Annotated in this window: 23 protein-coding genes, 1 pseudogene and 1 riboswitch; of the genes and pseudogenes, 14 read left to right on the top strand and 10 right to left on the bottom strand. The window is 67.2% G+C overall.

Annotated elements, in window-relative coordinates; translation table 11 throughout:
• Positions 1-96, top strand: a pseudogene (locus tag A1D30_RS25330) (IS5/IS1182 family transposase); the annotation flags it as partial.
• 55 nt (positions 97-151) lie between these two features.
• Here A1D30_RS25330 and A1D30_RS20785 read toward each other — a convergent pair.
• Positions 152-331, bottom strand: coding sequence for a hypothetical protein (locus A1D30_RS20785; protein ID WP_063462633.1), 180 nt, complete (start codon positions 329-331; stop codon positions 152-154).
• 97 nt (positions 332-428) lie between these two features.
• Positions 429-1,310 (bottom strand): DUF6279 family lipoprotein, encoded by an 882-nt coding sequence (locus A1D30_RS20780; RefSeq protein WP_063462632.1) that lies wholly within the window; start codon positions 1,308-1,310, stop codon positions 429-431.
• 417 nt (positions 1,311-1,727) lie between these two features.
• Between A1D30_RS20780 and A1D30_RS20775 the strand changes: the two genes are divergently transcribed.
• Complete coding sequence (locus tag A1D30_RS20775; protein ID WP_063462631.1) at positions 1,728-3,296, top strand: tetratricopeptide repeat protein; 1,569 nt, start codon at positions 1,728-1,730, stop codon at positions 3,294-3,296.
• Between the two features lie 66 nt (positions 3,297-3,362).
• Here the strand turns inward: A1D30_RS20775 and A1D30_RS20770 are convergent, their stop codons facing one another.
• Positions 3,363-3,578 (bottom strand): hypothetical protein, encoded by a 216-nt coding sequence (locus tag A1D30_RS20770; RefSeq protein ID WP_063462630.1) that lies wholly within the window; start codon positions 3,576-3,578, stop codon positions 3,363-3,365.
• Positions 3,579-3,665: 87 nt separating this feature from the next.
• Positions 3,666-4,610: a LysR family transcriptional regulator gene (locus A1D30_RS20765; RefSeq protein ID WP_063462629.1), complete on the bottom strand. Its 945-nt coding sequence runs from the start codon at positions 4,608-4,610 to the stop codon at positions 3,666-3,668.
• A gap of 180 nt (positions 4,611-4,790) precedes the next feature.
• On the opposite strand from A1D30_RS20765, the gene A1D30_RS20760 reads away from it, so the two are divergent.
• Both A1D30_RS20760 and A1D30_RS20755 read left to right on the top strand, forming a co-directional pair.
• Positions 4,791-5,987 carry an acyl-CoA dehydrogenase gene (locus tag A1D30_RS20760; RefSeq protein ID WP_063462628.1) on the top strand — a complete coding sequence of 399 codons (1,197 nt, stop codon included), beginning with the start codon at positions 4,791-4,793 and terminating at the stop codon, positions 5,985-5,987.
• 247 nt (positions 5,988-6,234) lie between these two features.
• The gene (locus tag A1D30_RS20755; protein ID WP_063462627.1) at positions 6,235-7,509 is read left to right on the top strand and encodes a CaiB/BaiF CoA-transferase family protein; all 1,275 of its coding nucleotides are present in this window, start codon (positions 6,235-6,237) and stop codon (positions 7,507-7,509) included.
• A gap of 136 nt (positions 7,510-7,645) precedes the next feature.
• Here the strand turns inward: A1D30_RS20755 and A1D30_RS26750 are convergent, their stop codons facing one another.
• Positions 7,646-7,906: a hypothetical protein gene (locus A1D30_RS26750; RefSeq protein ID WP_347336243.1), complete on the bottom strand. Its 261-nt coding sequence runs from the start codon at positions 7,904-7,906 to the stop codon at positions 7,646-7,648.
• On the bottom strand, positions 7,863-9,284 hold the full coding sequence (locus A1D30_RS20750) for an ankyrin repeat domain-containing protein (protein ID WP_347336242.1): 1,422 nt from the start codon (positions 9,282-9,284) through the stop codon (positions 7,863-7,865). Before A1D30_RS20750 ends, A1D30_RS26750 begins: the two co-directional genes overlap by 44 nt.
• A 314-nt stretch (positions 9,285-9,598) precedes the next feature.
• Between A1D30_RS20750 and A1D30_RS20745 the strand changes: the two genes are divergently transcribed.
• A complete protein-coding gene (locus A1D30_RS20745; protein WP_063462724.1) occupies positions 9,599-11,194 on the top strand; it encodes a methyl-accepting chemotaxis protein in 1,596 nt (531 codons plus the stop codon).
• A 115-nt stretch (positions 11,195-11,309) separates the two neighbouring features.
• On the opposite strand, the gene A1D30_RS20740 is transcribed toward A1D30_RS20745, so the two are convergent.
• The 3 genes from A1D30_RS20740 to A1D30_RS20730 all read right to left on the bottom strand — a co-directional run bounded on the left by A1D30_RS20740 (position 11,310) and on the right by A1D30_RS20730 (position 13,990).
• Complete coding sequence (locus A1D30_RS20740; protein ID WP_063462626.1) at positions 11,310-11,873, bottom strand: 6,7-dimethyl-8-ribityllumazine synthase; 564 nt, start codon at positions 11,871-11,873, stop codon at positions 11,310-11,312.
• A 148-nt stretch (positions 11,874-12,021) separates the two neighbouring features.
• Positions 12,022-12,192: riboswitch (FMN riboswitch) on the bottom strand.
• 222 nt (positions 12,193-12,414) lie between these two features.
• Positions 12,415-12,900 (bottom strand): hypothetical protein, encoded by a 486-nt coding sequence (locus A1D30_RS20735; protein WP_063462625.1) that lies wholly within the window; start codon positions 12,898-12,900, stop codon positions 12,415-12,417.
• Between the two features lie 115 nt (positions 12,901-13,015).
• Positions 13,016-13,990, bottom strand: coding sequence for a LysR family transcriptional regulator (locus tag A1D30_RS20730; protein WP_063462624.1), 975 nt, complete (start codon positions 13,988-13,990; stop codon positions 13,016-13,018).
• A gap of 156 nt (positions 13,991-14,146) precedes the next feature.
• Between A1D30_RS20730 and A1D30_RS20725 the strand changes: the two genes are divergently transcribed.
• The 5 genes from A1D30_RS20725 (at position 14,147) to A1D30_RS20705 (ending at position 20,559) form a co-directional block, all read left to right on the top strand.
• The gene (locus A1D30_RS20725) at positions 14,147-15,154 is read left to right on the top strand and encodes a TRAP transporter substrate-binding protein (RefSeq protein WP_063462623.1); all 1,008 of its coding nucleotides are present in this window, start codon (positions 14,147-14,149) and stop codon (positions 15,152-15,154) included.
• Between the two features lie 192 nt (positions 15,155-15,346).
• Positions 15,347-17,128 (top strand): IlvD/Edd family dehydratase, encoded by a 1,782-nt coding sequence (locus tag A1D30_RS20720; protein ID WP_063462622.1) that lies wholly within the window; start codon positions 15,347-15,349, stop codon positions 17,126-17,128.
• Positions 17,129-17,328: 200 nt separating this feature from the next.
• Positions 17,329-18,546 carry a fumarylacetoacetate hydrolase family protein gene (locus A1D30_RS20715; protein ID WP_063462621.1) on the top strand — a complete coding sequence of 406 codons (1,218 nt, stop codon included), beginning with the start codon at positions 17,329-17,331 and terminating at the stop codon, positions 18,544-18,546.
• Between the two features lie 131 nt (positions 18,547-18,677).
• On the top strand, positions 18,678-19,247 hold the full coding sequence (locus A1D30_RS20710; RefSeq protein ID WP_063462620.1) for a TRAP transporter small permease: 570 nt from the start codon (positions 18,678-18,680) through the stop codon (positions 19,245-19,247).
• A 31-nt stretch (positions 19,248-19,278) separates the two neighbouring features.
• Positions 19,279-20,559, top strand: a complete 1,281-nt coding sequence (locus tag A1D30_RS20705; protein ID WP_063462619.1) for a TRAP transporter large permease subunit — start codon at positions 19,279-19,281, stop codon at positions 20,557-20,559.
• Positions 20,560-20,694: 135 nt separating this feature from the next.
• On the opposite strand, the gene A1D30_RS20700 is transcribed toward A1D30_RS20705, so the two are convergent.
• Positions 20,695-21,336 carry an NAD(P)-dependent oxidoreductase gene (locus tag A1D30_RS20700; RefSeq protein ID WP_063462618.1) on the bottom strand — a complete coding sequence of 214 codons (642 nt, stop codon included), beginning with the start codon at positions 21,334-21,336 and terminating at the stop codon, positions 20,695-20,697.
• 110 nt (positions 21,337-21,446) lie between these two features.
• On the opposite strand from A1D30_RS20700, the gene A1D30_RS20695 reads away from it, so the two are divergent.
• The 4 genes from A1D30_RS20695 (at position 21,447) to A1D30_RS20680 (ending at position 24,273) form a co-directional block, all read left to right on the top strand.
• Positions 21,447-22,349, top strand: a complete 903-nt coding sequence (locus A1D30_RS20695) for a LysR family transcriptional regulator (RefSeq protein ID WP_063462617.1) — start codon at positions 21,447-21,449, stop codon at positions 22,347-22,349.
• 265 nt (positions 22,350-22,614) lie between these two features.
• The gene (locus tag A1D30_RS20690; protein ID WP_063462616.1) at positions 22,615-23,019 is read left to right on the top strand and encodes a hypothetical protein; all 405 of its coding nucleotides are present in this window, start codon (positions 22,615-22,617) and stop codon (positions 23,017-23,019) included.
• Positions 23,020-23,047: 28 nt separating this feature from the next.
• Positions 23,048-23,926, top strand: coding sequence for a LysR family transcriptional regulator (locus tag A1D30_RS20685; RefSeq protein ID WP_063462615.1), 879 nt, complete (start codon positions 23,048-23,050; stop codon positions 23,924-23,926).
• A 44-nt stretch (positions 23,927-23,970) separates the two neighbouring features.
• The gene (locus A1D30_RS20680; protein WP_063462614.1) at positions 23,971-24,273 is read left to right on the top strand and encodes an antibiotic biosynthesis monooxygenase; all 303 of its coding nucleotides are present in this window, start codon (positions 23,971-23,973) and stop codon (positions 24,271-24,273) included.
• Positions 24,274-24,330 lie beyond the last annotated feature (57 nt).

Raw genomic sequence — 24,330 nt, 5'->3', positions numbered from 1 at the left:
AAGCAATACCGGGGCATTGCCACGCGTTACGACAAGACCGCCTGCAACTTCCTGGGGGCGATTCACTTGGCTGCCTCCATGGTGTGGCTGGCGTGAGAGGCTGTAACCCCAGAGCTTTGTCTGGCTCCGAATGATGACACGCCCTAGGCACCTACCCCCTCCGCCGCTGCGCAGCACGCAGCTCCTCCAACGCCTCTTCCACCGCGCGCCGGTACTCCGGCGTCAGCCCGTCGCTCTTCAGTTCCCGCTCGTGAAACGACACGCGGCGCGGGTTTTTGATGAGGTCCTGGATCACGATGCCCTTGAGCTTCAGATAGACAGCCTGGTTCATGGGGGTCTCCTGCAGGTGCCAAGAGCCCCGATGATCTCTCCAACGGGCGGGCAATGCCATCGGTTTGTTGCCCGGTTACCACCCCGGCTGAGCCCGGTCAGGGCGTCACGCGCTGCGCTGCCAGGGCGATGAAGTCCTGCTCGTAGGCCCCGATGGAGGCCACGGCCTGCAGGCGCTGGGCGGGGGTCATGGCGCTGTGCACTAGCGCAAACCCGGCGCAGCCTTCGTCTACCAGCGTGGTGGCGTAGCGCTGGTAGGCGGCGTCCGGAGAGGTGTTGAGGCGGGCGAGGTAGCCGCGCAGCAGCGCACGGGTCTGGTCGGTGTTGCCGCGCTCTGCGGCGATCTTGCGCAGCACCTGCACCAGGTCTTGCTGGCGGCGCTGGCGCTCGGCATAGGTGCGCTGCGGGTCAAAGGATGACTGGGAGATGTAGCTGCGCAATGCAGCCTTCTGGGGCTCTTGCAGGGTGCCGTAGAAGTCTTCGGTGCGCGACAGCAGCAGCTGGTAGCGGTGCTCGCGCAGCTTGTCCGGGGGCGGGTCCAGCCACTCTTTTTTCCAGTCGGCGTTGCTGTCGGCCTGCTTTTTCTGCAGGCTGCGGATCTGGGCTTCGGAAAGGTCCGAGGCCAGCCACACCAGCGAGGGCTCGGCCCGAGCGAGCAGCTGGTCGATCTGGGTTCGCAGGTCGGCATAGGCGCGGCAGGCCTGCTCGGCGGACATGGGGGCGGGCAGCTGCTGACGCAGCTTTTGCAGCAGCCCGGCGTGCTCGGGCAGCAGGATGTCGCGGTGCCAGCGGTGCAGATCGGCCAGCTCGTCGCGCACCCGCTCGGCCTGCGGCTGCGTCAGGTCCAGGTACCGGTTGAGCTGCCACGACAGCAGCTGTGGAGCCTGGTTGTAGGCCAGCTTCACGGTGCTGCAGCCCGCCATCAGCAGGCCGGCCAACACCAGGCCAACCACACCCAGGGTGGTGCGAAGAGGAAACATGCGCAGACCTCGCAAAGAAGGCCGCAGGATAGAGCGAGAACCCGGTGCGCGCCCCGCCCCCGCGAATACCCGGACGGGCGCCACAGAATTGCCGCCCGCGCAAAGGGCCCCGCAAGCCCCCCAAAAAAGCCCGCAGTGGCCCGGCCAGAACCCGATTTTCAGAACATCTGCTTACGAATCCGCGCCCCCAGGCGGGCGGCAACGCGCCCACAGCCTCTATAAACAGCGCGCGCCATCTGCAGCGCCCAGAGCACAACACCAACCAACCGGGTGACGCCGAATCCATCGCCCTGCGCAGCCCCGGCTGCAACAGGGCCCGCGCTAACGTAGGCCCATGCAGGCCAATGCGGGCCAAAGCGGGGATGGGCACATTCGGCCTTGCCACGACCAGAGAGCCAGAGAGGGAAATCCACCGCCATGACCACCGCAGCCCCCCCCGCAACGGGCGAACTTCAGCACCTGCTGGCCACCCTGATGGCGGCCGATGACATCGACGCCCACGACCTGGAACTGGCGGACTCCATCGTCCAGCGGTTTCCGGCGGCCTGCGAGGCCTTGCAGGCCCGCGCGCGCATCCACTTGCGGCTGGAAGATGCAGAGGCCGCGCGCAGCGACCTGCAGGCCGCCCAAGCGCTGGATGCCACGCACTGGGGCAATGCCTGGGTGCGCTGCCTGCTGGCGCATGCCGAGGGCGGCCCCGCGCTGCACGAGGCGCTGGCCCTGGGCCAGCAGGTGCTGGCCGCGCACCCCACGCACCTGGACACGCTGGTCACCCTGGGCAAGGTCCACAAGGCGCTGGACGCGCCCGAAGAAGCCGCCGCCTGCTACCGGCGGGCCTGCCAGGCACACCCGGCGAGTTTTCGCGCGCATAACCTGCTGATGCAGGTGCTGTGCGAGCTGGGCCGCGAGGACGAGGCCATTGCCCTGATCCGCGCGGCGCAGGTGCCCATGCACAGCTACCACATGGCCATCGAATACAACCTGGGCACGCTGCTGATGAAAAAGAGCCCCAGGAAGGCCATCGAGTTTCTGGACATTGCGCGCCAGAAGATGGGGCGCATCAACAACGTGCAGCACAACCGGGCGGCCTGCCTGGAGAAGCTGGACCGCTACCAGGACGCCATCGACGAGTGGAGCGACCTGCTCGAACACGAGCCCGACTGGGACTGGCCCCGCGCAGGCCGCGCCCGCTGCTACCGCGACCTGGAGCAGTTTGACGCCGCGCTGGCCGACCTGCAGCGCCTGAAACAGGCAGACCCCACATCCACCCAGCACCTGACGCTGGAGGCCACGATCCACTTCGACCGCGCCGACTACCCCGCCGCACTGAAGGCCCTGCAGGCGCTGGAGCAGGCCAACGAACTGCAAGGCGAGTTCCTGACCAACCTGCTGGGCGCCACCTACAAGAACATGGGCGACCTGGACGCGGCCCGCCCCTATTTCGAGCAGGCCATTGCCGACGACCCCGAAAGCTACCGCGCCCTCAATAACCTGGCCTTCTGCCTGCTGCACAACGGACGCCCCAACAAGGGCGAGGCCACGCGCGCACTGGCCGTGGCAGAGGTCGCTATGGCACTGCAGCCCGCGCAGTGGGCGCCCCGCGAGCACCGTGCGCGTGCGCTGCTGGCGTTGGACCGCACCAAGGAGGCGCTGCAGGTGTTCGACGCCTGGTGCGCATCCCACCCCGACGACGGCACCGTGGCCCTGAACTACGCCACCGAGCTGCTCAACGCCGGAGACCCCGCGCAGGCCGCGCAGCGGTTTGAACAGTTGATGGCGCAGGGCATCAGCGTGCCCTATTGCCACTGGGGCCTAGGCAAGGCGCTGGGCCAGCTGGGCAAGAAGGAAGAAGCGCGGGCCCTGCTGCTCAAGGCCCAGCACCTGTACACGCTGGACGGACAAACCAGCAGCGCAGAGACCTGCGCCGAAACACTGGCCGATCTGGACAAACCCAAGTCCTGGCTGCGGCGGCTGATGGGCGGGTGATGCCCGGCAGGGAACGGGCGCTGCCAAAGGCAGGGCCGGGCGGTTGATGACCGCCCCCGCAAAAACCTAGTTGTCCTGCCGCCGAATCAGCTGGCGACCGCTGGCCGTGATGGCCAGCTCTCCCCCCGGCCCCTTGGTGACAAACCCCCACTCCAGCAGGCGCCCGGAGACATGGTCCTTGAGCGCGTGGGGCAGCGCGATGACTTCGCCCATCTCAAGTTGCTTGAGGGTTGCAATCTCGTCCACGGTGGGATCGAAATGCGGAGCGTGGTAGGTGGTCATGGTGGTCGCTCTCCAACGGGGTTGGTGAAAGAAAGACTGACTTCCGCGCAACCAGATTAGTTCAGCGCCAGGGGCAATGCAAGCGCGTCATCCCGCAGCCGGGGCACCACCCGCTTCGGCCATGTGCTGCAGCCAGCGCGCAAAGGTGGCCAGCACCGGCGGCTGGGCCTGCGCGGGGCTGATGAGGTAGTAGGCACGCTCGCCGCGCAGGGGGCGGTTGCAGGCCACCACCAGCTCGCCGCTGGCAAGTTCCGCCTCGATCAGCAGCGGCGGGATCAGCGCCACGCCCATACCGTGCGTGGCGGCCACGGCGAGCATGGAGAACAGCTCGTAGCGCGGGCCATCCAGCGCATGGGGCGCATCCACCCCCATGGCATCAAACCACTGGCGCCAGCCATAGGGGCGCGTGCTTTGCTGCAGCAGTGGCAGCTCGGCCAGCGCCTCGGCGGCCACGGGCTGGTGGGCGCGGCCCCGGCCCCGGGGCGCGGCGGATTCGAGCAGGCGCGGGCTGCACACGGGCACCACGTCTTCGTGCATCAGCAGCTGCGCCTGCACGCCGGGCCAGTTGCTCACCTGCTCGGGCGTGCCTGCGTACAAGGCGGCATCAAACGTGGTGTCGGCAAACAAGAAGGGCCGCGTTTGCGTGTCGATGTGCACCACGATGTCGGGGTGCGCCTGCGCCAGCTGTGGCAGGCGGGGGATGAGCCAGCGCGTGGCAAAGGTGGGCACCGCCGCCAGCGCAATGGTGCCGCCCTCGCCCTGGTGGGCCATCACGTCCAGCGTGTCGCGCTCCAGCCCCTGCAGCCAGCGCGCCACCTGGCGGCCATAGTGCGCTCCGGCGAGCGTCAGCACCACGCCGTGGCGCGTGCGGCGGAACAGCTGCACGCCCAAAAATTCCTCCAGCGCCTGGATCTGGCGCGACACGGCGCTTTGGGTGAGCGACAGCTCTTGCGCAGCGCGGGTGTAGCTCTCGTGGCGGGCGGCGACTTCAAAACAGGCCAGGGCCTGGGTCGATGGAATGTTGCGGCGCATGATGAAGAGGAACTTGTAAAGAAGCCACTACCCCTTGAGGCTGGCTGCGGCAAGTATTCCATACATTCTAAAAACGCATGTCTGGATGAAAAGAACTCGCTTGCGGGCCACTAGCCCAAGGCCTACGATGCGTTCCAGATTCGTTTTTCTTCCCCCCCTCTTTCCGACCTGGAGACACACATGGCCCACGCCGCTTTTCAATGGGATGACCCTTTCCTCCTGAACCAGCAACTGACCGACGACGAGCGCGCCATCCGCGATGCCGCCGCCGCCTATTGCCAGGACAAGCTGGCACCGCGCGTGCTCGACGCCTTCCGCCACGAAAAGATGGACGTGAGCATCTTCCGCGAGATGGGCGAAGTGGGCCTCTTGGGCCCCACCATCCCCGAGCAGTACGGCGGCCCCGGCCTGAGCTACGTGGCCTACGGCCTGATCGCCCGCGAAGTGGAGCGCGTGGATTCGGGCTACCGCTCGATGGCCAGCGTGCAGTCGTCGCTGGTGATGGTGCCCATCAACGAATTCGGCACCGAAGCGCAAAAGCAGAAGTACCTGCCCAAGCTCGCCACCGGCGAGTGGATCGGCTGCTTCGGCCTGACCGAGCCCGACCACGGCTCCGACCCCGGCAGCATGGCCACGCGCGCCTACAAGGTCGATGGCGGCTACAAGCTCAAAGGCAGCAAGATGTGGATCACCAACAGCCCTGTGGCCGACGTGTTCGTGGTCTGGGCCAAGGAAGTCTCCGAAGGCGGCGCCGTGGGCCCCATCCGCGGCTTTGTGCTGGAAAAGGGCATGAAGGGCCTGACGGCCCCCGCCATCCACGGCAAGGTGGGCCTGCGCGCCTCCATCACCGGTGAGATCGTGATGGACGACGTGTTCGTGCCCGAAGAAAACGCGTTCCCTGAAGTGCAGGGCCTCAAGGGCCCCTTCACCTGCCTGAACAGCGCGCGCTACGGCATCGCCTGGGGCGCCCTGGGCGCGGCCGAGTTCTGCTGGCACACCGCCCGCCAGTACACGCTGGACCGCAAGCAGTTTGGCCGCCCCCTGGCTGCCAACCAGCTCATCCAGAAGAAGCTGGCCGACATGCAGACCGAAATCGCCATCGGCCTGCAGGCCTGCCTGCAGTTCGGCCGCATGAAGGACGCGGGTACGGCCAGCGTGGAAGGCACCTCCATCATCAAGCGCAACAGCTGCGGCAAGGCGCTCGACATCGCCCGCCTGGCGCGCGACATGATGGGTGGCAACGGCATCAGCGACGAGTTTGGCGTGGCCCGCCACCTGGTGAACCTGGAAGTGGTGAACACCTACGAAGGCACGCACGATGTGCATGCGCTGATCCTGGGCCGGGCACAGACGGGCATCGCCGCGTTCTCGAACTGAGGCAGGAAGGCCCTCTCTCCCCGCTGCTCGCTGCGGCGGTGAGAACTCCCCTCTCCCCTCGCGGGAGAGGGGCCGGGGGAGAGGGGGCAGCGGCGCATGCGGTGTGCCGGATCGCCCCCTCTCCCCCACCCTCTCCCGCGAGGGGAGAGGGAGTTGAACAGGGCACGCCCCGAAAATTTCAAGCTTTTTAGGCCTTTTCCGCGCTCTGGATATGCCTTTACAGCTATCAATTTAATAGTATTTATCCATGTCCACACCCTCCTCCAACGCTGGCGCCCTCGCAGGCATCAAGGTGCTCGACCTCTCCCGCGTGCTGGCCGGGCCGTGGTGCACCCAGGTGCTGGCCGACCTGGGCGCGGACGTGGTCAAGGTGGAGCGCCCCGGCGTGGGTGACGACACGCGCCAGTGGGGCCCGCCCTTTTTGAAGGACGCCGAGGGCAACGACACCAACCAGGCCAGCTACTACACCGCCTGCAACCGCAACAAGCGCTCCGTCACCATCGACATGGCATCGCCCGACGGCCAGGCGCTGATCCGGCAGATGGCGCAAGAGGCGGACATCGTGGTGGAGAACTTCAAGGTCGGCGGCCTGAAGCAATACGGCCTGGACCATGAGAGCCTGCGCGCGCTGAACCCGCGCCTCATCTACTGCTCCGTCACTGGCTTCGGCCAGGACGGCCCATACGCCGAGCGCGCAGGCTACGACCTGATGGTGCAGGCCATGACGGGCCTGATGAGCATCACCGGCCAGGCCGACACCGAACCCGGCGGCGGCCCCATGCGCGTGGGCGTGGCGGTGATCGACCTGTTCACCGGCCTGTACGCCAGCAACGCCATCCTGGCCGCGCTGCATGTGCGCGACAACGCGGCCACCGGCACGGGCCAGGGCCAACACATCGACATGGCGCTGCTCGACGTGGGCATGGCCGTGCTGGCCAACCAGGCTTCGGGCTTCCTCGCCACCGGCAAGGCGCCCGGCCGCATGGGCAACAGCCACCCGAGCCTGGCGCCCTACCAGGACTTCCCCACACAGGACGGCAACATGCTGCTGGCGATTGGCAACGACGGCCAGTTCCAGCGCTTTTGCGCTGCCGCCAACCAGCCCCAGTGGGCCAGCGACCCGCGTTTTGCCACCAACACGCTGCGCGTACAAAACCGCACCGACCTGATCCCCGCCATGGAGGCAGTGACCCGCACGCGCACCACGGCCGACTGGATCGCGCTGCTGGAAGACAAGGCCGTGCCCTGCGGCCCGATCAACACCATTGCCCAGGCATTTGACGACGCGCAGGTGCAGGCCCGTGGCCTGGCCGTGACGCTGCCGCGCTGGAAGGACGGCGAGGCCGCCACCGACAAGGTGCAGCAGATCACCGGCGTGGCCAGCCCGCTGCGCCTGTCGGCCACGCCGCCCGTGCTGCGCAATGCGCCGCCTGCGCTGGGGCAGCACACCGATGAAGTGCTTGCAGAGATGGGGCTGGATGCGGCGCGCATTGCTGCGCTGCGGGCCCAGGGCGTGGTGTAGCGGCTGGCTGGCCGATGGGTGATGTTGCTGGACACCAGATCGCCTCAACTTTCCACATCCGTTCGGGCTGAACCTGTCGAAGCCTTGCGCGGCGCTTCGACAAGCTCAGCGTGAACGGATGGGGATGTGCATCGCCTCACGCCAGCGGCGCAGCAGCCTCCAGCAGACACTCCGTCACCTCGTCCGAGAAGTGCATCAGGCGGCCGTCCAGCCAGACGGCGTCTGACCCACTCGGGTCTGGCGCAGCGGGGGGCAAGCCATGGTCCAGCAGCGCCTGTGCGCAGCCTGCCCAGTCGCCGCCTGGCTCCGGTGTGTTGATGGAACCCCAGGCGAGCGCACCGCAGGCGTTGTCCTCAAAACCGTGCTGCGCCTGCCAGCGCGCGCCATGCTCCAGCACAAAGCGGGTCAGCGCCGCATCGCCCCGGAAGATGGCATGGTGCAGCGCCGTGCCCTCCCAGTCGCCGCCCGGCGTGTCGATGGGCCAGCCCAGGCGCACCATCAGCCGCACGGCATCGCCGCACGGCATCGCCGCAGTCCGGCTGCGCGGCCAGCTCGGGCAGCAGGCGCTGATGGGCAAGCGACAAGCCCTGCACCAGGCCGGGCTGCGCGGCCAGCAGTGCGCGCGCCTGGGCCTCGTCGCCCTGCGCACAGGCCGCGACAAAACGCTCGTCGGCGGGCGGCTCTGCCACGCCCAGCACTTCACGCAAAAAAGCCGCCACATCCGGCAAGCCGTAGCGCAGCGCCTGCAGGTGCGCGGGCGTGCCTTCGGCCGTGCACACCTGCGGGTCCGCCCCTGCGGCGACCAGCGCCTGCACATGCGCCAGCGACCGGCGGCGGCGCAGCGCCCACAGCAGCGGCGCGGCGCCGGGGGCGCTGCCGCCCAGGGGTTCGTTGGGGTCGGCGCCATGGGCCAGCAGTAGCTGCAGTGCGGGCAGGTCGTCCAGGTCGAGCACGCGGTGCAGCGCGTTGGTGCCGGGCACGCGCGCACCGGCCTCCAGCAGCAGGCGCGTGCACTCCAGGCTGCCCAGCGCGTGGTACAGCGACTCGCCATCGTTCGGGCTGGCGCCCGCATCCAGCAGCAGGCGGGTGATGCCCGCGTGGTGCTGGGCACCGGCCGCGCCGTACAGGGCGGACAGCGGGTGCGCGGCATCGGGCGCCTGCAGCGATGCGGGCGGCCAGCGGCTGCCCACGCGCTGGTTTGCATCGGCACCGGCCTCCAGCAGCAGGGCCGCACAGGCCTGCAGCCCATCGGCAAACGCAGGCAGCCGCGCCAGGCTGGAATGGGTGACGGCGAGCAGCGGCGGCAGCTGCAGCGGCCCGCCGGGCTGGTGCACCCAGGCGGGGTCGCGCGCCACCTGGTCGCGCAGCCGGGCCATGTCACCCACGGCACAGGCGAGCCAGATGTCTTGCTCTGCCTGCGGCACGGCGCCCTCGGCCCAGAGCCGCTCGGCCAGCGCGGGCCGTGCGGTGTGGTTGCCACCGGCGATGTCGCCTGCGTAGACCAGGCGCAGCCACAGCAGCACGGCGCGTGCGGGGTCGTCTGCCAGCGCGCGGCGCGCCAGCACAAAGGCCTGGAACTGCGGCCACGAGGCAAAGCCATGCTCACGCGCCAGGCACCACTGCGCGTGGTGCAGGCGCAGGTCGGCGCCTGCAGGCAAGGCCAGCGGCGCCAGGCGCGCCAGCGCGGCGGCATCGCCTGCGCGGGCCTCGGCCAGCAGGGTTTTGGCTTGTTTCTTGAGATGGCCCAGGTCGGGCCGAGGGGGAAGACGTTTCACGAGAACCTCCGTGCATCGGACGCCGACGGCCTGCAGTTCCGGCAGCACAAAGGGGAAGTGATGAACAAACTCAAGGAGTCAGTCGGCAAGTGGGTTGCACCCTGTCCGCAGGCCCGGGCGCGGCTTGCGTCCGCGCAGCGCGGGATCTTACCCGCGCCGTTCACCAAAATGCTTGTACAAAAAATTACAAACAGCCCACAATGCAGAGAACCGGTTCCAAGACACCCCATTGCGCCGCCCACCGGCGCATGTAGTGCCTATCTGCAGTCTTCTTCACTCCCCCACGCTGGTTGCCACAAACCAAGGAGTCCGCCATGAAGCTCAGCCTCAAGCTCCCCCTCGCCTTCACCGTGGCTTTGCTGCTGCTGTTTGCGGCGGCGCTGTTCGGCATCAGCCGCCTGAACCAGGCGCTGGACACCTACCAGACCACGGTGGCGCAAAGCTTCGAGAACGAGCGGCTAGCGGCCACCATGCTCAACGACTTCAAGGTGCAGGTGCAGGAATGGAAAAACGTGCTGCTGCGCGGCAAGGACCCGGCCCAGCTCACGCGCTACTGGGCCGCGTTTGAAAAACAGGAAAAGGCCATCAAGGACGAGGCGCAAAAGCTCATGACCGCCCTGCCCCCGGGCGACGGCCGCGAGCGCGTGAGCCAGTTTGCACAGGCGCACGAGCGCATGGGCGCGGCTTACCGCAAAGGGTTTGAGGCCTTCAAGGCCGCCGACCACGACCCGCAGGCGGGCGACAAGGCCGTGGCGGGCATGGACCGCGAGCCCTCGCAGCTGCTGGACCAGGCGGGCGACCTGATCGCCAAAGCCAGCACCGAGGTGGCCGAACGCGCCGCCGCCACCGCGCAGCGTGCCACCACCATCAGCCTGGGCGTGATGCTGGTGGTGTGTGCCCTGGGCATTGCGGGGGCCGTGGCCTTCAGCCGCACGGTGGTGAACCCGCTGGACAACGCGGTGCGCGTGTCGCAGGCCGTGGCCGGGGGCGACCTGACGGTGGCGCAGCATGTGCAGGGCAAGGACGAGATCGCGATGCTGCTCAACGCGCTGCATGCCATGCAGCAAAGCCTGTCGCGCGTGGTGGCCGGGGTGCGCCACAACGCCGACAGCGTGGCCATGGCCAGCACCGAAATCGCGCAGGGCAACAACGACCTGAGCGCCCGCACCGAGCAGCAGGCCAGCGCGCTGGAGGAAACCTCGGCGTCGATGGAAGAGCTCAGCTCCACCGTGCAGGCCAATGCCGAAAACGCGCGCCAGGCCAACCAGTTGGCGGTGAGCGCCAGCACCGTGGCCGTGCAGGGTGGCGACGTGGTGGCCGAGGTGGTGACCACCATGAAGGGCATCAACGACAGCAGCAAGAAGATCGCCGACATCATCAGCGTGATCGACGGCATCGCCTTCCAGACCAACATCCTCGCGCTGAACGCCGCCGTGGAGGCGGCCCGGGCCGGTGAACAAGGCCGGGGTTTTGCCGTGGTGGCCAGCGAGGTGCGCAACCTCGCGCAGCGCAGCGCCGAAGCCGCCAAGGAGATCAAGGGCCTGATCCACGCCAGCGTGGAGCGCGTGGAACAAGGCACCACGCTGGTGGACAAGGCGGGCGCCACCATGACCGAGGTGGTGGCCTCCATCCGCCGCGTGACCGACATCGTGGGCGAGATCAGCGCCGCCAGCAGCGAGCAAAGCGCGGGCGTGGCCCAGGTGGGCGAGGCCGTGATGCAGATGGACCAGGCCACGCAGCAGAACGCGGCGCTGGTCGAGCAAAGTGCAGCGGCCGCCGACAGCCTGAAGGTGCAGGCGCAGCAGCTGGTGCAGGCGGTGGCGGTGTTCCGGCTGGCCGAGACGGATGCCCCGGCCCTGGCACACCCCACGGCACCCGTAGGCCGCCAGCCCCGGCTGGCCGCGACCTGAGCGGCCTTATATGGATAAAAAAGGCCGTTACCGCGCGCCCATCATGCCTTTATAGCTATATATTTAATAGCAATATGGTGTTAGTGGGCGCGGCGGGGGACGGTCCCAGGCCCGCTCAGGCAGCCACGGCCTCAGCCACCGCAGGCGTGGCCTGCTGGGGGGTGGCCAGCGTGGGCGATGCCAGCTTGCGCAGGTAGGCCATGGTCTGCAGGCAGGCCTGTGCCACCTCGGTGCCCTTCTTCACGAAGTGCTCGCGGAAGAAGCGCACATGGTCCTCGTGGTCGTGGAAGTCGCGCGGCGTGAGCACGGCCGACATCACGGGCACCTCGGTGTCGAGCTGCACGCGCATCAGCCCGTCGATGACGGCGGTGGTCACAAACTCGTGGCGGTAGATGCCGCCGTTGACCACCAGCGCGCAGGCCACGATGGCGTCGTAGCGCCCGCTGCGCGCGAGCTTGCGGGCCAGCAGCGGAATCTCGAACGCGCCGGGCACGTCGAACAGCGCCACCTGCGCGGGTGGCAGGCCGTGGCGGTCGAACTCGGCCAGGGCCGCGTCGCGCGCCTGGTGCACGATGTCCTGGTGCCAGCTGGCACTGATGATGGCCACGCGGGCGCCACGGTGGGCGGCGGCAGGGGCCAGGGGAGAGACGGAAGAAGTAGCAGAAGAAGACTGATTCATGGGTTCCTCGAAAAGGTCAGACCAGAATCAGGGCGCGCGCGAACACTGCGCCCCCACAAGGCGGCGCAGGCCGTCGCCCATGCCAGCACGCCAATAGGCACGCGGGCAAACGCTGTGGCCCAGCCACCCATGGCGGGTGCTGTGGGTTTCGCGATCTCTTTCATCCGGACTGTGACCGTCGGCTCTGGTTTCGCACCAGATCTGCTGACCCTGCAGGCCTGTTCCGAAGAACGGCACCACAGGCGCTCGCGGGCTCTTGCCGACCTTTCAGCCAACAAATACCGCCGGTGGGGAATTCCGCCCCGCCCTGAGAACGCTGTCGGCCCCGAAGGTCATTCGGGGCCGACGGGTGGATTTTAAGAGGCCGTCGAAGTCAGCACCGTCACCAAGGCGATTGGCTTGGAGATCCGCTGCGCATGTGGCTTGGGCGTTGTTGGACGATCCACGCACCGCCAACGTCCGTTCGGGCTGAGCCTGTCGAAGCCTTGCGCAGCGCTTCGACAGGCTCAGCGTGAACGGTGATTGATGGTTTGCGGCGCACTCAGCGCACGCGCTGGAACCCGCCCTCCGCCCAGGCCGCTGCGCTGGCGGGCGTGAGCTTGAAGGTGGGCGGCGCGGACGCACGCGCCAGTTCCTCACCCAGCTCGTCCTGCGCGCTCAGCGTGGCCGTGGCGCCTTCCTCATCGGGCACGATGGCCAGCGCCACGCGCAGGCGCTGGCCGTCGGCGGTGGTGATGTGCACGCTTTTGTTGAGCTGTGCGTGCAGTTGCTGCTCATGGCGGCGCACCACCTCGCTGGCGGTCTTGACCAGGGTGTGGAAGGCCGACACATCGAGCGGCTTGGGGTTCTTCTTGTCGCGCCCCATGGTCCAGGGGCCCACCAACGCGGGCTCGGCCTCGCCCTTCAGCGTCATCGCCACCGCCCAGCCATCGTCGTCTTCGTTCTTGATGACCTGCGCCGTCCAGCGCCCATCGCTCCAGCAGCGGGGTTCCTGGATGGTGTCGGGCGTATCGGGTGCGTCGGTCATGGAGAAAAAAGCCTGGATTGCGGGAAAGGGCGCAGAGCATAACGGCAGGGCCTGGCCGCCCGGATTTTCAATAACCATTGGTTATCGAAAAAGGCCGCGCATAGCGTGGGCCTGGTTACTCCCCCAAAGCGTCGGGCACCACACCCGCCGTATCGCGCAGCACGTCGATAAAAGCCTGTGCCGAGGGCGTGGGCGGCTCGCCCAGGCGGGTGATGAGGCCATAGCTGGGCATGCGGTCGGGCAGCTCGACGGGGATGCGCGAGAGCAGCCCCCGGTCCACATATTTCTGGATCAGCGCAGCGGGCTGCAGCGACATCATGTGGGTGGTGTTCATCAGCTCCAGCGCAAACAAAAAGGATGGCGTCTCCACCACCCCCGCCGTGAGCGCCAGGCCAGCGCCGCCAAACAGGTCATCCGACACCTTGCGCACGGCCGTGGAGGCGGGGTACAGAATCCACGGCCAGTGCGCCAGCTCGGTAAGCGACAGGTCGGTGGCGCCGCGCAGCGGGTGGTGCTGCCCGCCCACCACGTGCAGCGGCTCGGCGGACAGGTGCTCGTAGTGGAACTGGCTGCGCTGGTCCTCGGTGGTGAAGCGGCCAATCATCAGGTCGATCTTGCGCTCGGCCAGCCAGGCGATGAGCTGGTCGCTGCTCTGCTCCAGGATCTTGATGACCAAGAGGGGCCGCAGGCGCTGGATCTCGACCACCGACGCCACCAGCACATGCGCGGCCGAGCCGGTGATGGCGCCCACCGTCACATGGCCATGGCCGCCCTGCTTGAGGGCGTTGAACTCGTCCACAAACTTGCGCTGCCCATCGAGCGCTGCGCTGGCGTAGCGCAGCGTAAAAAGCCCCAGCTCGTTGGGCCGCATGCCGCGCGAGAGGCGGTCGAACAATCGCGCCTCCAGGATCTCCTCGATGTCCATCAGGATCTTGGTGGCCGCAGGCTGCGTGACATGCATCTGCTCGGCCGTGAGCCGCAGGTTGCGCGTGCGGCCCAGGATGTCCAGAAACTGCAAATGCCGAAAGCGCAGCCGCGCGCAGGCCTGCGCCAAAGACAAGGGTTTACCCGGAAATTCGTCTGGACTCATAAGCGTTTGGAATGGATTGTCGCAAAACATTCAGTGGACCCGCCGGGGCGCGAAACCTAACCTTCTCTCTGCGTCGATAACGGCTGACCCCAAAAAAGCCGCAGGCGCCGAAGGCCTCGCCAACGGGGTCAGCCATTCCAACGGAGACAAGACACCATGCAATTCAAGACCCTCGCCCTGGCAGCTACGCTGCTGGCCGCCCTCGCCGCACCCGTCGCAGCGCAAGTCAAGGAACACACCTTCAAGGTCGGTATCGGCCTGAGCGACGACCACCCGCAGGCCCAGGCTGTGCGCCACTTTGCCGAGCGCCTGCAGGCCAAGAGCGGCGGCAAGATGAACGCCAAGCTGTTTGCCAGCGGCGCTTTGGGCAACGACGTGAGCATGACCTCGGCCCTGCGCGGCGGCACGCTGGAGATGACGATTCCGGATTCGTCCACGCTGATGTCGCTGATCAAGCCCTTTGGCGTGCTGAACCTGCCGCTCACCTTCAACACCGAGGCCGAAGCCGACGCGCTGCTCGACGGCCCCTTCGGCCAGAAGCTGCTGGCCATGCTGCCGGACAAGGGCCTGATCGGCCTGGGCTTCTGGGAAAACGGCTTCCGCCACGTGACCAACTCGCGCCGGGCCATCAACACGGCCGACGATCTGGCGGGCCTGAAGCTGCGCGTGATCCAGAGCCCCCTGTTTCTCGACACGTTCAGCGCCCTGGGCACCAATGCCACGCCCATGCCGTTCACCGAGCTGTACACCGCCATGGAGCAGAAGGCCGTGGACGGCCAGGAGAACCCGCCCGCCACCATCCTGGCCAGCAAGTTCTATGAAGTGCAAAAGCACCTGGTGCTGTCGCGCCACATGTACAGCGCCTGGGTGCTGCTGATATCCAAGAAGACCTGGGACGGCCTCTCAGCAGACGAGCGCAAGATCGTGCAGGAGGCCGCGCGCGAAGCCACGCTGTTCGAGCGCAAGACCATCCGCGCTTTCAGCCAAACCGCCCTGGGCGAGCTGAAGAAGGCGGGCATGCAGATCACCGAGTTGCCCGCTGCCGAACAGGCCAAGCTGCGCACCAAGCTGCAGCCCGTGCTGGCCAAGTACGGCAAGGAGTTTGGCGAAGAAACCACCAGCGAAATGATGGGCGAGCTGGCCAAGGCACGGGGCGGGAAGTAACCCAATTGCGTGCCCGCAGCGTACCGGATTGATTGGGCCAGGACGCACCCCACAAACCGTTCACGCTGAGCCTGTCGAAGCGCCGCGCAAGGCTTCGACAAGCTCAGCCAGAACGGGTGGTGGTAGGTGCGAATTTCGAACGGACCAATGCACTTGCGCTGCGCTTAACCTTTTTCTCGCACTGGCCTCGCCATGACCCCAACACCCCGCCGCCCCTTCCGCTCCCGCGAATGGTTTGCCGCGCCCGAGCGCTCGGACATGACCGCGCTGTACCTGGAGCGGTTCATGAACTACGGGCTCACACCCGAAGAACTGCGCTCGGGCCGCCCCATCATCGGCATTGCGCAGACGGGCAGCGACCTGTCGCCCTGCAACCGCATCCACCTGGACCTGGCGCGCCGCGTGCGCGACGGCATCCGCGATGCGGGCGGGATTCCGATGGAGTTCCCCGTCCATCCCATCTTTGAAAACTGCCGCCGCCCCACGGCCGCGCTGGACCGCAATCTGGCCTACCTGGGGCTGGTGGAGATCCTGTACGGCTACCCCATCGACGCGGTGGTGCTGACCACAGGCTGCGACAAAACCACGCCTGCGGGCGTGATGGCCGCGTCCACCGTGGACATCCCAGCCATCGTGCTCTCTGGCGGGCCGATGCTGGATGGCTGGCACGACGGGCAGCTGGTGGGCTCGGGCACCGTGATCTGGCGCAGCCGCCGCCAGCTGGCAGCGGGCGAGATCGACGAAGAAGAATTTCTGCAGCGCGCCTGCAACAGCGCGCCATCGGCCGGGCACTGCAACACCATGGGCACGGCATCGACCATGAACGCGGTGGCCGAGGCATTGGGCCTGTCGTTGCCGGGCTGCGCGGCCATCCCGGCACCCTACCGCGAGCGCGGGCAGATGGCCTACGAGACCGGGCGGCGCATTGTCGAGATGGCATACGAAGACCTGCGCCCCTCGCGCATCCTGACGCGCGAGAGTTTCCTTAATGCGCTGTCAGTGGTCAGCGTAGCGGGTGGCAGCAGCAATGCTCAGGTGCACATCATGGCCATGGCGCGCCACGCGGGCGTGCAGCTCACCGCACAAGACTGGACCGACCACGCCTACGACCTGCCCCTGCTGCTGAACATGCAGCCTGCGGGCCAGTTTCTGGGTGAACGCTTCTTCCGCGCAGGCGGTGTGCCCGCGCTGATGTGGGAGCTGCAGCAGGCCGGCAAGCTGCACGCCGATTGCGCCAGCGTGACCGGCAAGACGGTGGGCGAAAACCTGCAAGGCCGCGAGACCCACGACCGCGAGGTGATCCGCCCGTTCAGCAACCCGCTCATGCACAAGGCGGGGTTCATGGTGCTCAGCGGCAACCTGTTCGACTTCGGGATCATGAAGACCTCGGTGATTTCCGAAGCCTTCCGCCAGCGCTACCTGAGCCGCCCGGGGCAGGAGGGCATCTTTGAAGCCCGCGCCGTGGTGTTTGAGGGCGCAGACGACTACCACGCGCGCATCAACGACCCGGCTCTCAATATCGACGAAGGCTGCATTTTGGTGATGCGCGGCGCAGGCCCCATCGGCTGGCCCGGGTCAGCCGAGGTGGTGAACATGCAGCCGCCCGATGCGTTGATCAAACGCGGTATCAACACGCTGCCCACGCTGGGCGACGGGCGCCAGTCGGGCACGGCGGACAGCCCGTCCATCCTCAACGCATCGCCCGAAAGCGCGGTGGGCGGGGGGCTGAGTTGGCTGCAAAGCGGCGACACGGTCCGCATCGACCTGAACACCGGGCGCTGCGATGCGCTGGTCACCCCGGAAGAAATCGCCCGCCGCAAGCGCGACCTGCCCGCCCCGCCCGTGCCCGCCAGCCAGTCGCCGTGGGAGGCGCTGTACCGCGAAAAGACGGGACAACTGGCCGATGGCGCGACGCTGGACTTTGCGCTGGCGTTCCAGCGCATCTCCGAAAAGACGCCACGCCACAACCACTGACAGATGTGTCTGCGGATGCCAGCAAGGAAGTGCCGCAGTTCCCCCCACCCGTTCGGGCTGAGCCTGTCGAAGCCTTGCGCCGCGCTTCGACAGGCTCAGCGTGAACGGATGTTGACTTGTGAAGGCCGCGTGGCCGGACTGCAGCAACGTTCCGATCCGAACGAACACCGATCAAACCCTCTTGCATTGAAAGACGTCCTATGAATGACTCGAAAGCGGCTGCCATGACCGAGCAAGCTCAGCGCCGCCAGATCCTCCCCGACGATGGCCTGCAGGGCACGCTGGTGGGCCGGGTGTGGATGCCTCTGGGCGGTATCCCTGGCCCAGCCGTGGTGGCCCTGCGGCCCGAAGGTGTGTTCGACCTGAGCGCGCACTACCCCACCATGAGCACGCTGCTCGACACCCTGGCGCCCGCCGAGGCAGCGCGCACCGCCACCGGCCAGTACCTGTGCAGCGTGGAGGACCTGGTGGCCAACAGCCTGCCCGGCGCACGCGACGCCACCCTCCCCCGGTTGCTGGCACCGTGCGACCTGCAGGTGGTCAAGGCAGCAGGCGTGACCTTTGCGGCCAGCCTGATCGAGCGTGTGATCGAAGAACAGGCACGCGGCGACGCCACCCGCGCGCAGGGCCTGCGCAGCCAGGTGATCGGCCTCATCGGCGAGAACCTGGCGGACATCCGCCCGGGCTCGCCCGAGGCCATGGAACTCAAAGCGTTGTTGCAAGAAAAAGGCCTGTGGTCGCAGTACCTGGAGGTGGGCATTGGCCCCGATGCCGAGGTGTTCACCAAAGCACCGGTGCTGGCCTCGGTAGGCTGTGGCGACGACATCGGCATCCGCTCCGATTCGGCCTGGAACAACCCCGAGCCCGAGGTGGTGCTGGCCGTGAACAGCCGGGGCCAGATCGTGGGCGCCACGCTGGGCAACGACGTGAACCTGCGCGACATCGAGGGCCGCAGCGCCCTGCTGCTGGGCAAGGCCAAGGACAACAACGCATCGTGCGCCCTGGGCCCGTTCATCCGCCTGTTTGACGCCAGCTTCGGACTGGAGCAGGTGCGCAATGAAACGGTGCACTTGCGCGTCGCGGGCGCGGACGGCTTCGAGCTGCGCGGCATCAACACCATGGCCAGCATCAGCCGCGACCCCACCGACCTGGTGGCGCAGACACTGGCCGCGCACCAGTACCCGGATGGGTTCATGCTGTTCATGGGCACGCTGTTCGCGCCCATCGAAGACCGGGACCAGCCGGGCAGCGGCTTCACCCACAAGCTCGGCGACCTGGTGTCCATCCAGAGCGCGTGGCTGGGTGGCCTGCACAACCGCGTGGCGCACAGCGAGGCCGCGCCGCCCTGGCGTTTTGGCCTGCGCGCCTTCATGGCCAACCTGGCGCAGCGTGGGCTGCTGCAGGGGGCGGTGCTGTAGTGAATGAAATCCAAATTCGCCCAGCCGTTCGGGCTGAGCCTGTCGAAGCCTCGCGCGGCGCTTCGACAGGCTCCGCGTGAACGGACTGAGGTGAGTTGGTACAGACCCATCAAAAGTCACAGGAGACACCCATGCTCAATGCCTTCATCGACCGCTGCTGCCGCGCCATCAACCTGCTCATTGCCCTGGCGCTGGCCGTGATGGTGGTGATGGTGTTTGGCAATGTCGTGCTGCGCTATGCCTTCAACTCCGGCATCGCCATCAGCGAGGAGGTCTCGCGCTGGCTGTTTGTGTGGATCACCTTCCTGGGCGCCATCGTGGCGGTGCGCGAGCGCGGGCACCTGGGCACGGACTTTCTGCTGGCGCGTCTGCCGCCGCTGGGCCAGCGCATTTGCCTCGCCATCAGCTACGCGCTGATGATCTGGTGCACCTGGCTGCTGTTCAGCGGCGCGCTGGCGCAGGCGCGCATCAACTGGGATGTGGATGCACCGGTCACGGGTGCATCCATGGCCATTTTCTATGCGTCGGGCGTGGTGTTTGCCGTGGCGGCGGGCCTGCTGCTGGCGCTGGACCTGTGGCGGATTGTGTCGGGGCAGATGCCCGACAGCGAGCTGCTGCACATCGCCGAATCGGAGGAGCTGGCCGCCGTGGGCAGCCAGCTGCCACACGCAGCCCCCGCGCCCACGGCTTCACGCCAGTGAGCCGCATCGCAACGACCTGGAGCGCTCTCCCATGACCGTTTTTATCTTCCTCGGCTCCCTGCTGGCCGCCATGGCCATCGGCGTGCCGATTGCCTACGCGCTGCTGGTGTCCGGCGCGGCCCTCATGTGGCACCTGGACCTGTTCGACGCGCAGATCCTGGCGCAGAACGTGATCAACGGCGCCGACAGCTTTCCGCTGCTGGCCGTGCCCTTCTTCATGCTGGCGGGCGAGATCATGAATGTGGGCGGCCTGTCGCAGCGCATCGTCAAGCTCGCGCTCACGCTGGTGGGGCACAAGCGCGGCGGGCTGGGCTTTGTGGCCATCCTCGCGGCCTGCATGCTGGCGGCGCTGTCGGGCTCGGCCGTGGCCGACACCGCAGCGCTGGCGGCCCTGCTGCTGCCCATGATGGTCAAAGCCGGGCACGACAAGGCGCGCGCGGGCGGGCTGATTGCGTCTGCCGGCATCATCGCGCCGGTCATTCCGCCGTCCATTGGCTTTGTGGTGTTTGGCGTGGCCGCCAATGTGTCGATCAGCAAGCTCTTTCTGGCGGGCATCGTGCCGGGGCTGCTGATGGGCGTGGCCATTGCGGTCACCTGGTACTGGGTGTCGCAGCGCGAAAACGTCACGCCGCCACCCAAGGCCTCCACGGCCGAAAAGCTGCAAGCGCTCAAGGAATCGACCTGGGCGCTGTTCCTGCCCGTCATCGTGATCGTGGGCCTGAAGATGGGCGTGTTCACGCCTACCGAAGCGGCTGCGGTGGCGGCGGTCTACGCCTTGCTGGTGGCCACGCTGGTCTACCGCGAGCTGCACTGGCGCCAGCTCACCGACGTGTTCATCAGCGCCGCCAAGACCACGGCGGTGATCATGTTCCTGGTGGCGGCCGCCATGGTCAGCGCCTGGCTCATCACCGTGGCGGATATTCCGCGTCAGCTGGTGAGCCTGCTAAAGCCCTTGATGGAACACCCCACGCTGCTGCTCATCGCCATCATGGTGCTGGTGATGGCCGTGGGCACCGCCATGGACATGACGCCCACCATCCTCATCCTCACGCCCGTGCTGATGCCGGTGGTCAAGGCCGCAGGCATCGACCCGGTGTACTTCGGCGTGCTGTTCATCATGAACAACGCCATCGGGCTGATCACCCCGCCCGTGGGCACGGTGCTGAACGTGGTGGCGGGCGTGGGCAAGATGCGCATGGACGAGGTCACGCGCGGAGTGATCCCCTTCATGGCAGCGCAGTTCGCCATGATGTTCCTGATGGTGCTGTTTCCGTCGATCGTGCTGGTGCCGATGCGGTGGTTCATCGGTTGATCCGCTGTTCGGCTGAAAAACTCAAGGAATTTTGGCCGCTTCCGCGCATCCATCATGCCTATTTAGCTATCAAAACAGGAGTAAGCAGCCCTTGTGGCTGCTCTTCTCCTACGCGCCGCACGCTGGCGCAATGCCTCAGTTCGCCACCGTGAACCGCTTCTGCACGTGGCGCGGCGCTTCCAGCTCGTCCACGATGGCCACGGCCAGGTCGGCCACGCTGATGCTGCCGGGCTGTTCGCCGTTCATCAGCGGGGCTTCGTCGCCCAGGCGGTACTGGCCGGTGCGCTCGCCCGGCTGCAGCAGGATGGGGGGCGAGAGGAAGGTCCAGTCCAGCGTGTTTTCGGTGCGAATCCAGTTCAGCGCCTCGCGGGCGGCCAAGGCGCCCTGCTTCCATTCGGCGGGGAACTGGGGCGTGTCCACCAGCTGCAGGCCCGGCGCCACAAACAGGCTGCCTGCACCGCCCACCATCAGAAAGCGGCGCACGCCCGCCTGCTTGGTGCCGTCGATGGTGGCGCGGGTGCCCTTGAGGAACTGGTCGTGGATGTCTGGCACCGTCCAGCCGGGGTTGTAGGCGCTCACCACTGCGTCGTGGCCTGCGGCGGCCTTGGCGACCTGGGCAGCATCTTGCGCGTCGGCGGCCACCACCGTGAGGCCTTCACGGGGGGTGAGTTTGCCGGGGTTGCGGGCCAGCACGGTCACGCGGTGGCCGCGTTGCAGCAGTTCGTTCAGCACGGCCGAGCCGACAAAGCCGGTGGCACCGATCAGGGCGATGTTCATGGGGTCTCCTGGGGTCAAAGTTGCGATAGGGTGAGATTACGGGCTTGTCAAAGTGGGCGGTAGAGGGCTAAAAATGCCTTCTCCTTGAAGCTGCGCTTCACAATTACCCCATGGAAGACCTCAAACGCATGGCCGTGTTTGCCGCCGTGGTGCAGCACGGATCGATGAGTGGCGCCGCGCGCGCGCTGGGCATGAGCACCTCGGCCGTGAGCCAGCAGGTGCGCAAGCTCGAAAGCGATGGCGGCGTGACGCTGCTGCACCGCTCCACCCGCAAGCTGGCGCTGACCGAGGCGGGCCAGCGCTATCACGCGCGCTGCGCCGCCATGTGGGCGGCGGCCGAGCAGGCGCGGGCCGAGCTGGCGGCCTCGCGCGACGAACCCAGCGGCGAGCTGCGCCTGTCGGCCACGGTGGGGTTTGCGCGCCACATTGCGCCCGCCTTGGGGGAGCTTTTGGCGGCGCACCCGGCGCTGCGCCTGCGGCTGCTGGTGGACGACGCGCCGATTGACCTCATCAATGCGCGCATCGACCTGGCGGTGCGCTTTGGGCGGCTGTCGGACTCGACCTGGGCGGCGCGCAGGTTGTGTGGCATGCAGTGGTACCTGGCGGCGTCGCCGCAGTGGCTGGCGCAACATGGCGCGCCGCGCGACCCCGATGCCCTGCTCACCCACAGCTGGCTGGGTTTTGCGCGCGAAGGGGGCGGGCTGCTGCTGGACCTGCGCAGCCCGGCGGGCGAGCCGCGTGCGCTGCGGGTGGAGCCCCGCATTGCCAGCAACAACCAGCTGTCCATCCAGCAGATGTGCGAGGCCGGGCTGGGCCTGGCGTTGGTGGGCAGCATGGACGCGCACGAGGCGCTGCAGGCCGGGCGGCTGGTGCGGCTGCTGTCCGAATGGTCGTTTGGCACACTGGACATCTGGGCCGTGACGCCGCAGCGCGATGCGCAGCCCGCCAAGGTGCGCCAGTCGATTGCGGCGCTGCATGCCTATCTGCGGCAGGTCCCAGGGATTTCGGACTGAGAGCGGCCAACAAAACGCTTCTGGCGTCGTTGCCGCGTCTTGTCGTACTGCGCGTACTGCCTGCGACGCAGCGCCTAGCCAGAACCGCTTCGCTGAGTTTTGTTAGCCGCTCCGAGCCTTGCGCGTCGGCACCCATCGATTTTTTATCGCCCAGACCCACAAATTCCATCGTTGTGTGGGCGCCGGGCTCTGCCTACAGTGGCGGCTCCCTGGCCAGGGTTTCTTTTGTTGTTTATTGATTTACCCGCCCAACCGGAGACCCGACATGACGACTAACCCGCCGCTGACCTTCCCCATCGACCGCGTGCTGACCGCCTTTGAACAGCAGGACGTGCCCACGCTGCTGGCCACCATTGCCGACGATGTGGACTTCCGCATCGACCACTACCGCGACGATGCCGACACCCGCTGGCAGATCGCCCGCAACAAGGCCGAGGCGATGGCCGTGGTGCAGCGCCTGGGCGTGGAGGTGTTCCCGCGCGGGACGAAGATCCTGCACACCCACAGCCAGCCGCTGGGCAATGACTGGGTGCTCACGCACTTTCACCAGCGCTTCTTTTATGCGGTACAACAGCGCGAGGTGGAATCCGTGACCTGGATCACCAGCCATTCGCAAAACGGCCAGGTGGACTACTTCCGGGAAACCGTCACCACCATCACCCCTGTCTGACCCCAGAACGGAGAAAGGCCCCGCCACCATGCTGTTTGACCTGCGCGCCCTGGGCTACTTTGTGGCGGCGTACGAAGAGCGCTCGGTCACGGCCGCATCGCGCCGCTGCTTTGTGGCGCAGCCGTCCATCAGCATGGCCATCAAGGGGCTGGAGGACGCGCTGGCCACCCCCCTGTTCGAGCGCAGCCGCCAGGGCCTGGCGCCCACGCCCGCCGCGCACCGGCTGTATCCACGTGCCTGCAGCCTGCTGGCCCAGTCCAGCGCCATGGTGCGCGACTTTCGCGATGCGCCGCGCGAAACGCTGGGCATCTTCCTGCAGGACGACCTGATGGTGCAGCCCGCCGCGCCCCTGTTCGCGCAGATTGCGCAGGAGTGGCCCCACACCATGGTGCGGCTCACCGCCAGCGCACAAGAGGCCCGGCTGCGCATGGTGGCCGAGCACTGCAAGCCGCCGGGCGACACCTTTGTGCCGCTGTGGCACGAGCCCTATGTGATGCTGGTGCCCGAGCAGCACCCGCTGCGCTTCAAGAAGCGCTTTGGCCTGGCAGACATTGAAAACCTGCCCCTCATCGAGTGGCCCTATTGCCCGCTGCACCAGTCCTTCATCCGTCTGCTGGCCGAGCGGGGCATTGCGCTGCAGGTGCAGGCCAGTGCTGCGCGCGAGGAGCTGCTGCTGCACATGGTGGACGCGGGCATGGGCCTGGCCGTGGTGCCGCAGTCGCATGCAGCCCAGGCGCGCCGCGCGCTCACCCGCCCGCTGGACGGGCCCCTGGCCTTTTCGCGCCACATCGGCCTGGCCTGTGATGCGTCGGACGCGCCCCTGCTCGGGCTGCTGCACCGCCTGGCAGACGGCATGAAGGCCACCGCAGCCCAGCCCGAGCCCACGCAGCGCAGCAATGTGGTCTGATCCCCTGCCCATCCACCCCTCTTGCCACCCTTGTTACCACCCCCATGATTCTGGAAATCGCCCACCTCACCATCCGCCCCGGCCAGAACAGCGCGTTTGAACAGGCTTTTGCCCAGGCGCAGCGCATCATTGCCTCCATGCCCGGCTACATCTCCCATGAGCTGGGCCATTGCCTGGAGCGGCCGCAGGACTATGTATTGCTGGTGCGCTGGGCCACGCTGGCCGACCACGAGGTGGGGTTCCGCCAGTCGGCGCCCTACCAGGAGTGGAAGCAGCTATTGCACCATTTCTATGACCCGTTCCCCACCGTTGTGCACTTCGAGCCCGTCGTGCTGGCCGGTGTGTGACTGCGCCACCACGCCCGCATGCTGCGGCGCACTATTCGGGTATTGCCTGAAGATTTA

Origin of the sequence: Acidovorax sp. GW101-3H11, from assembly GCF_001633105.1 — a bacterium.
Lineage (GTDB): Bacteria > Pseudomonadota > Gammaproteobacteria > Burkholderiales > Burkholderiaceae_C > Acidovorax.
Note: the sequence above shows the minus strand (reverse complement) of the source record. Positions and strands in the feature narration are given on the sequence as shown.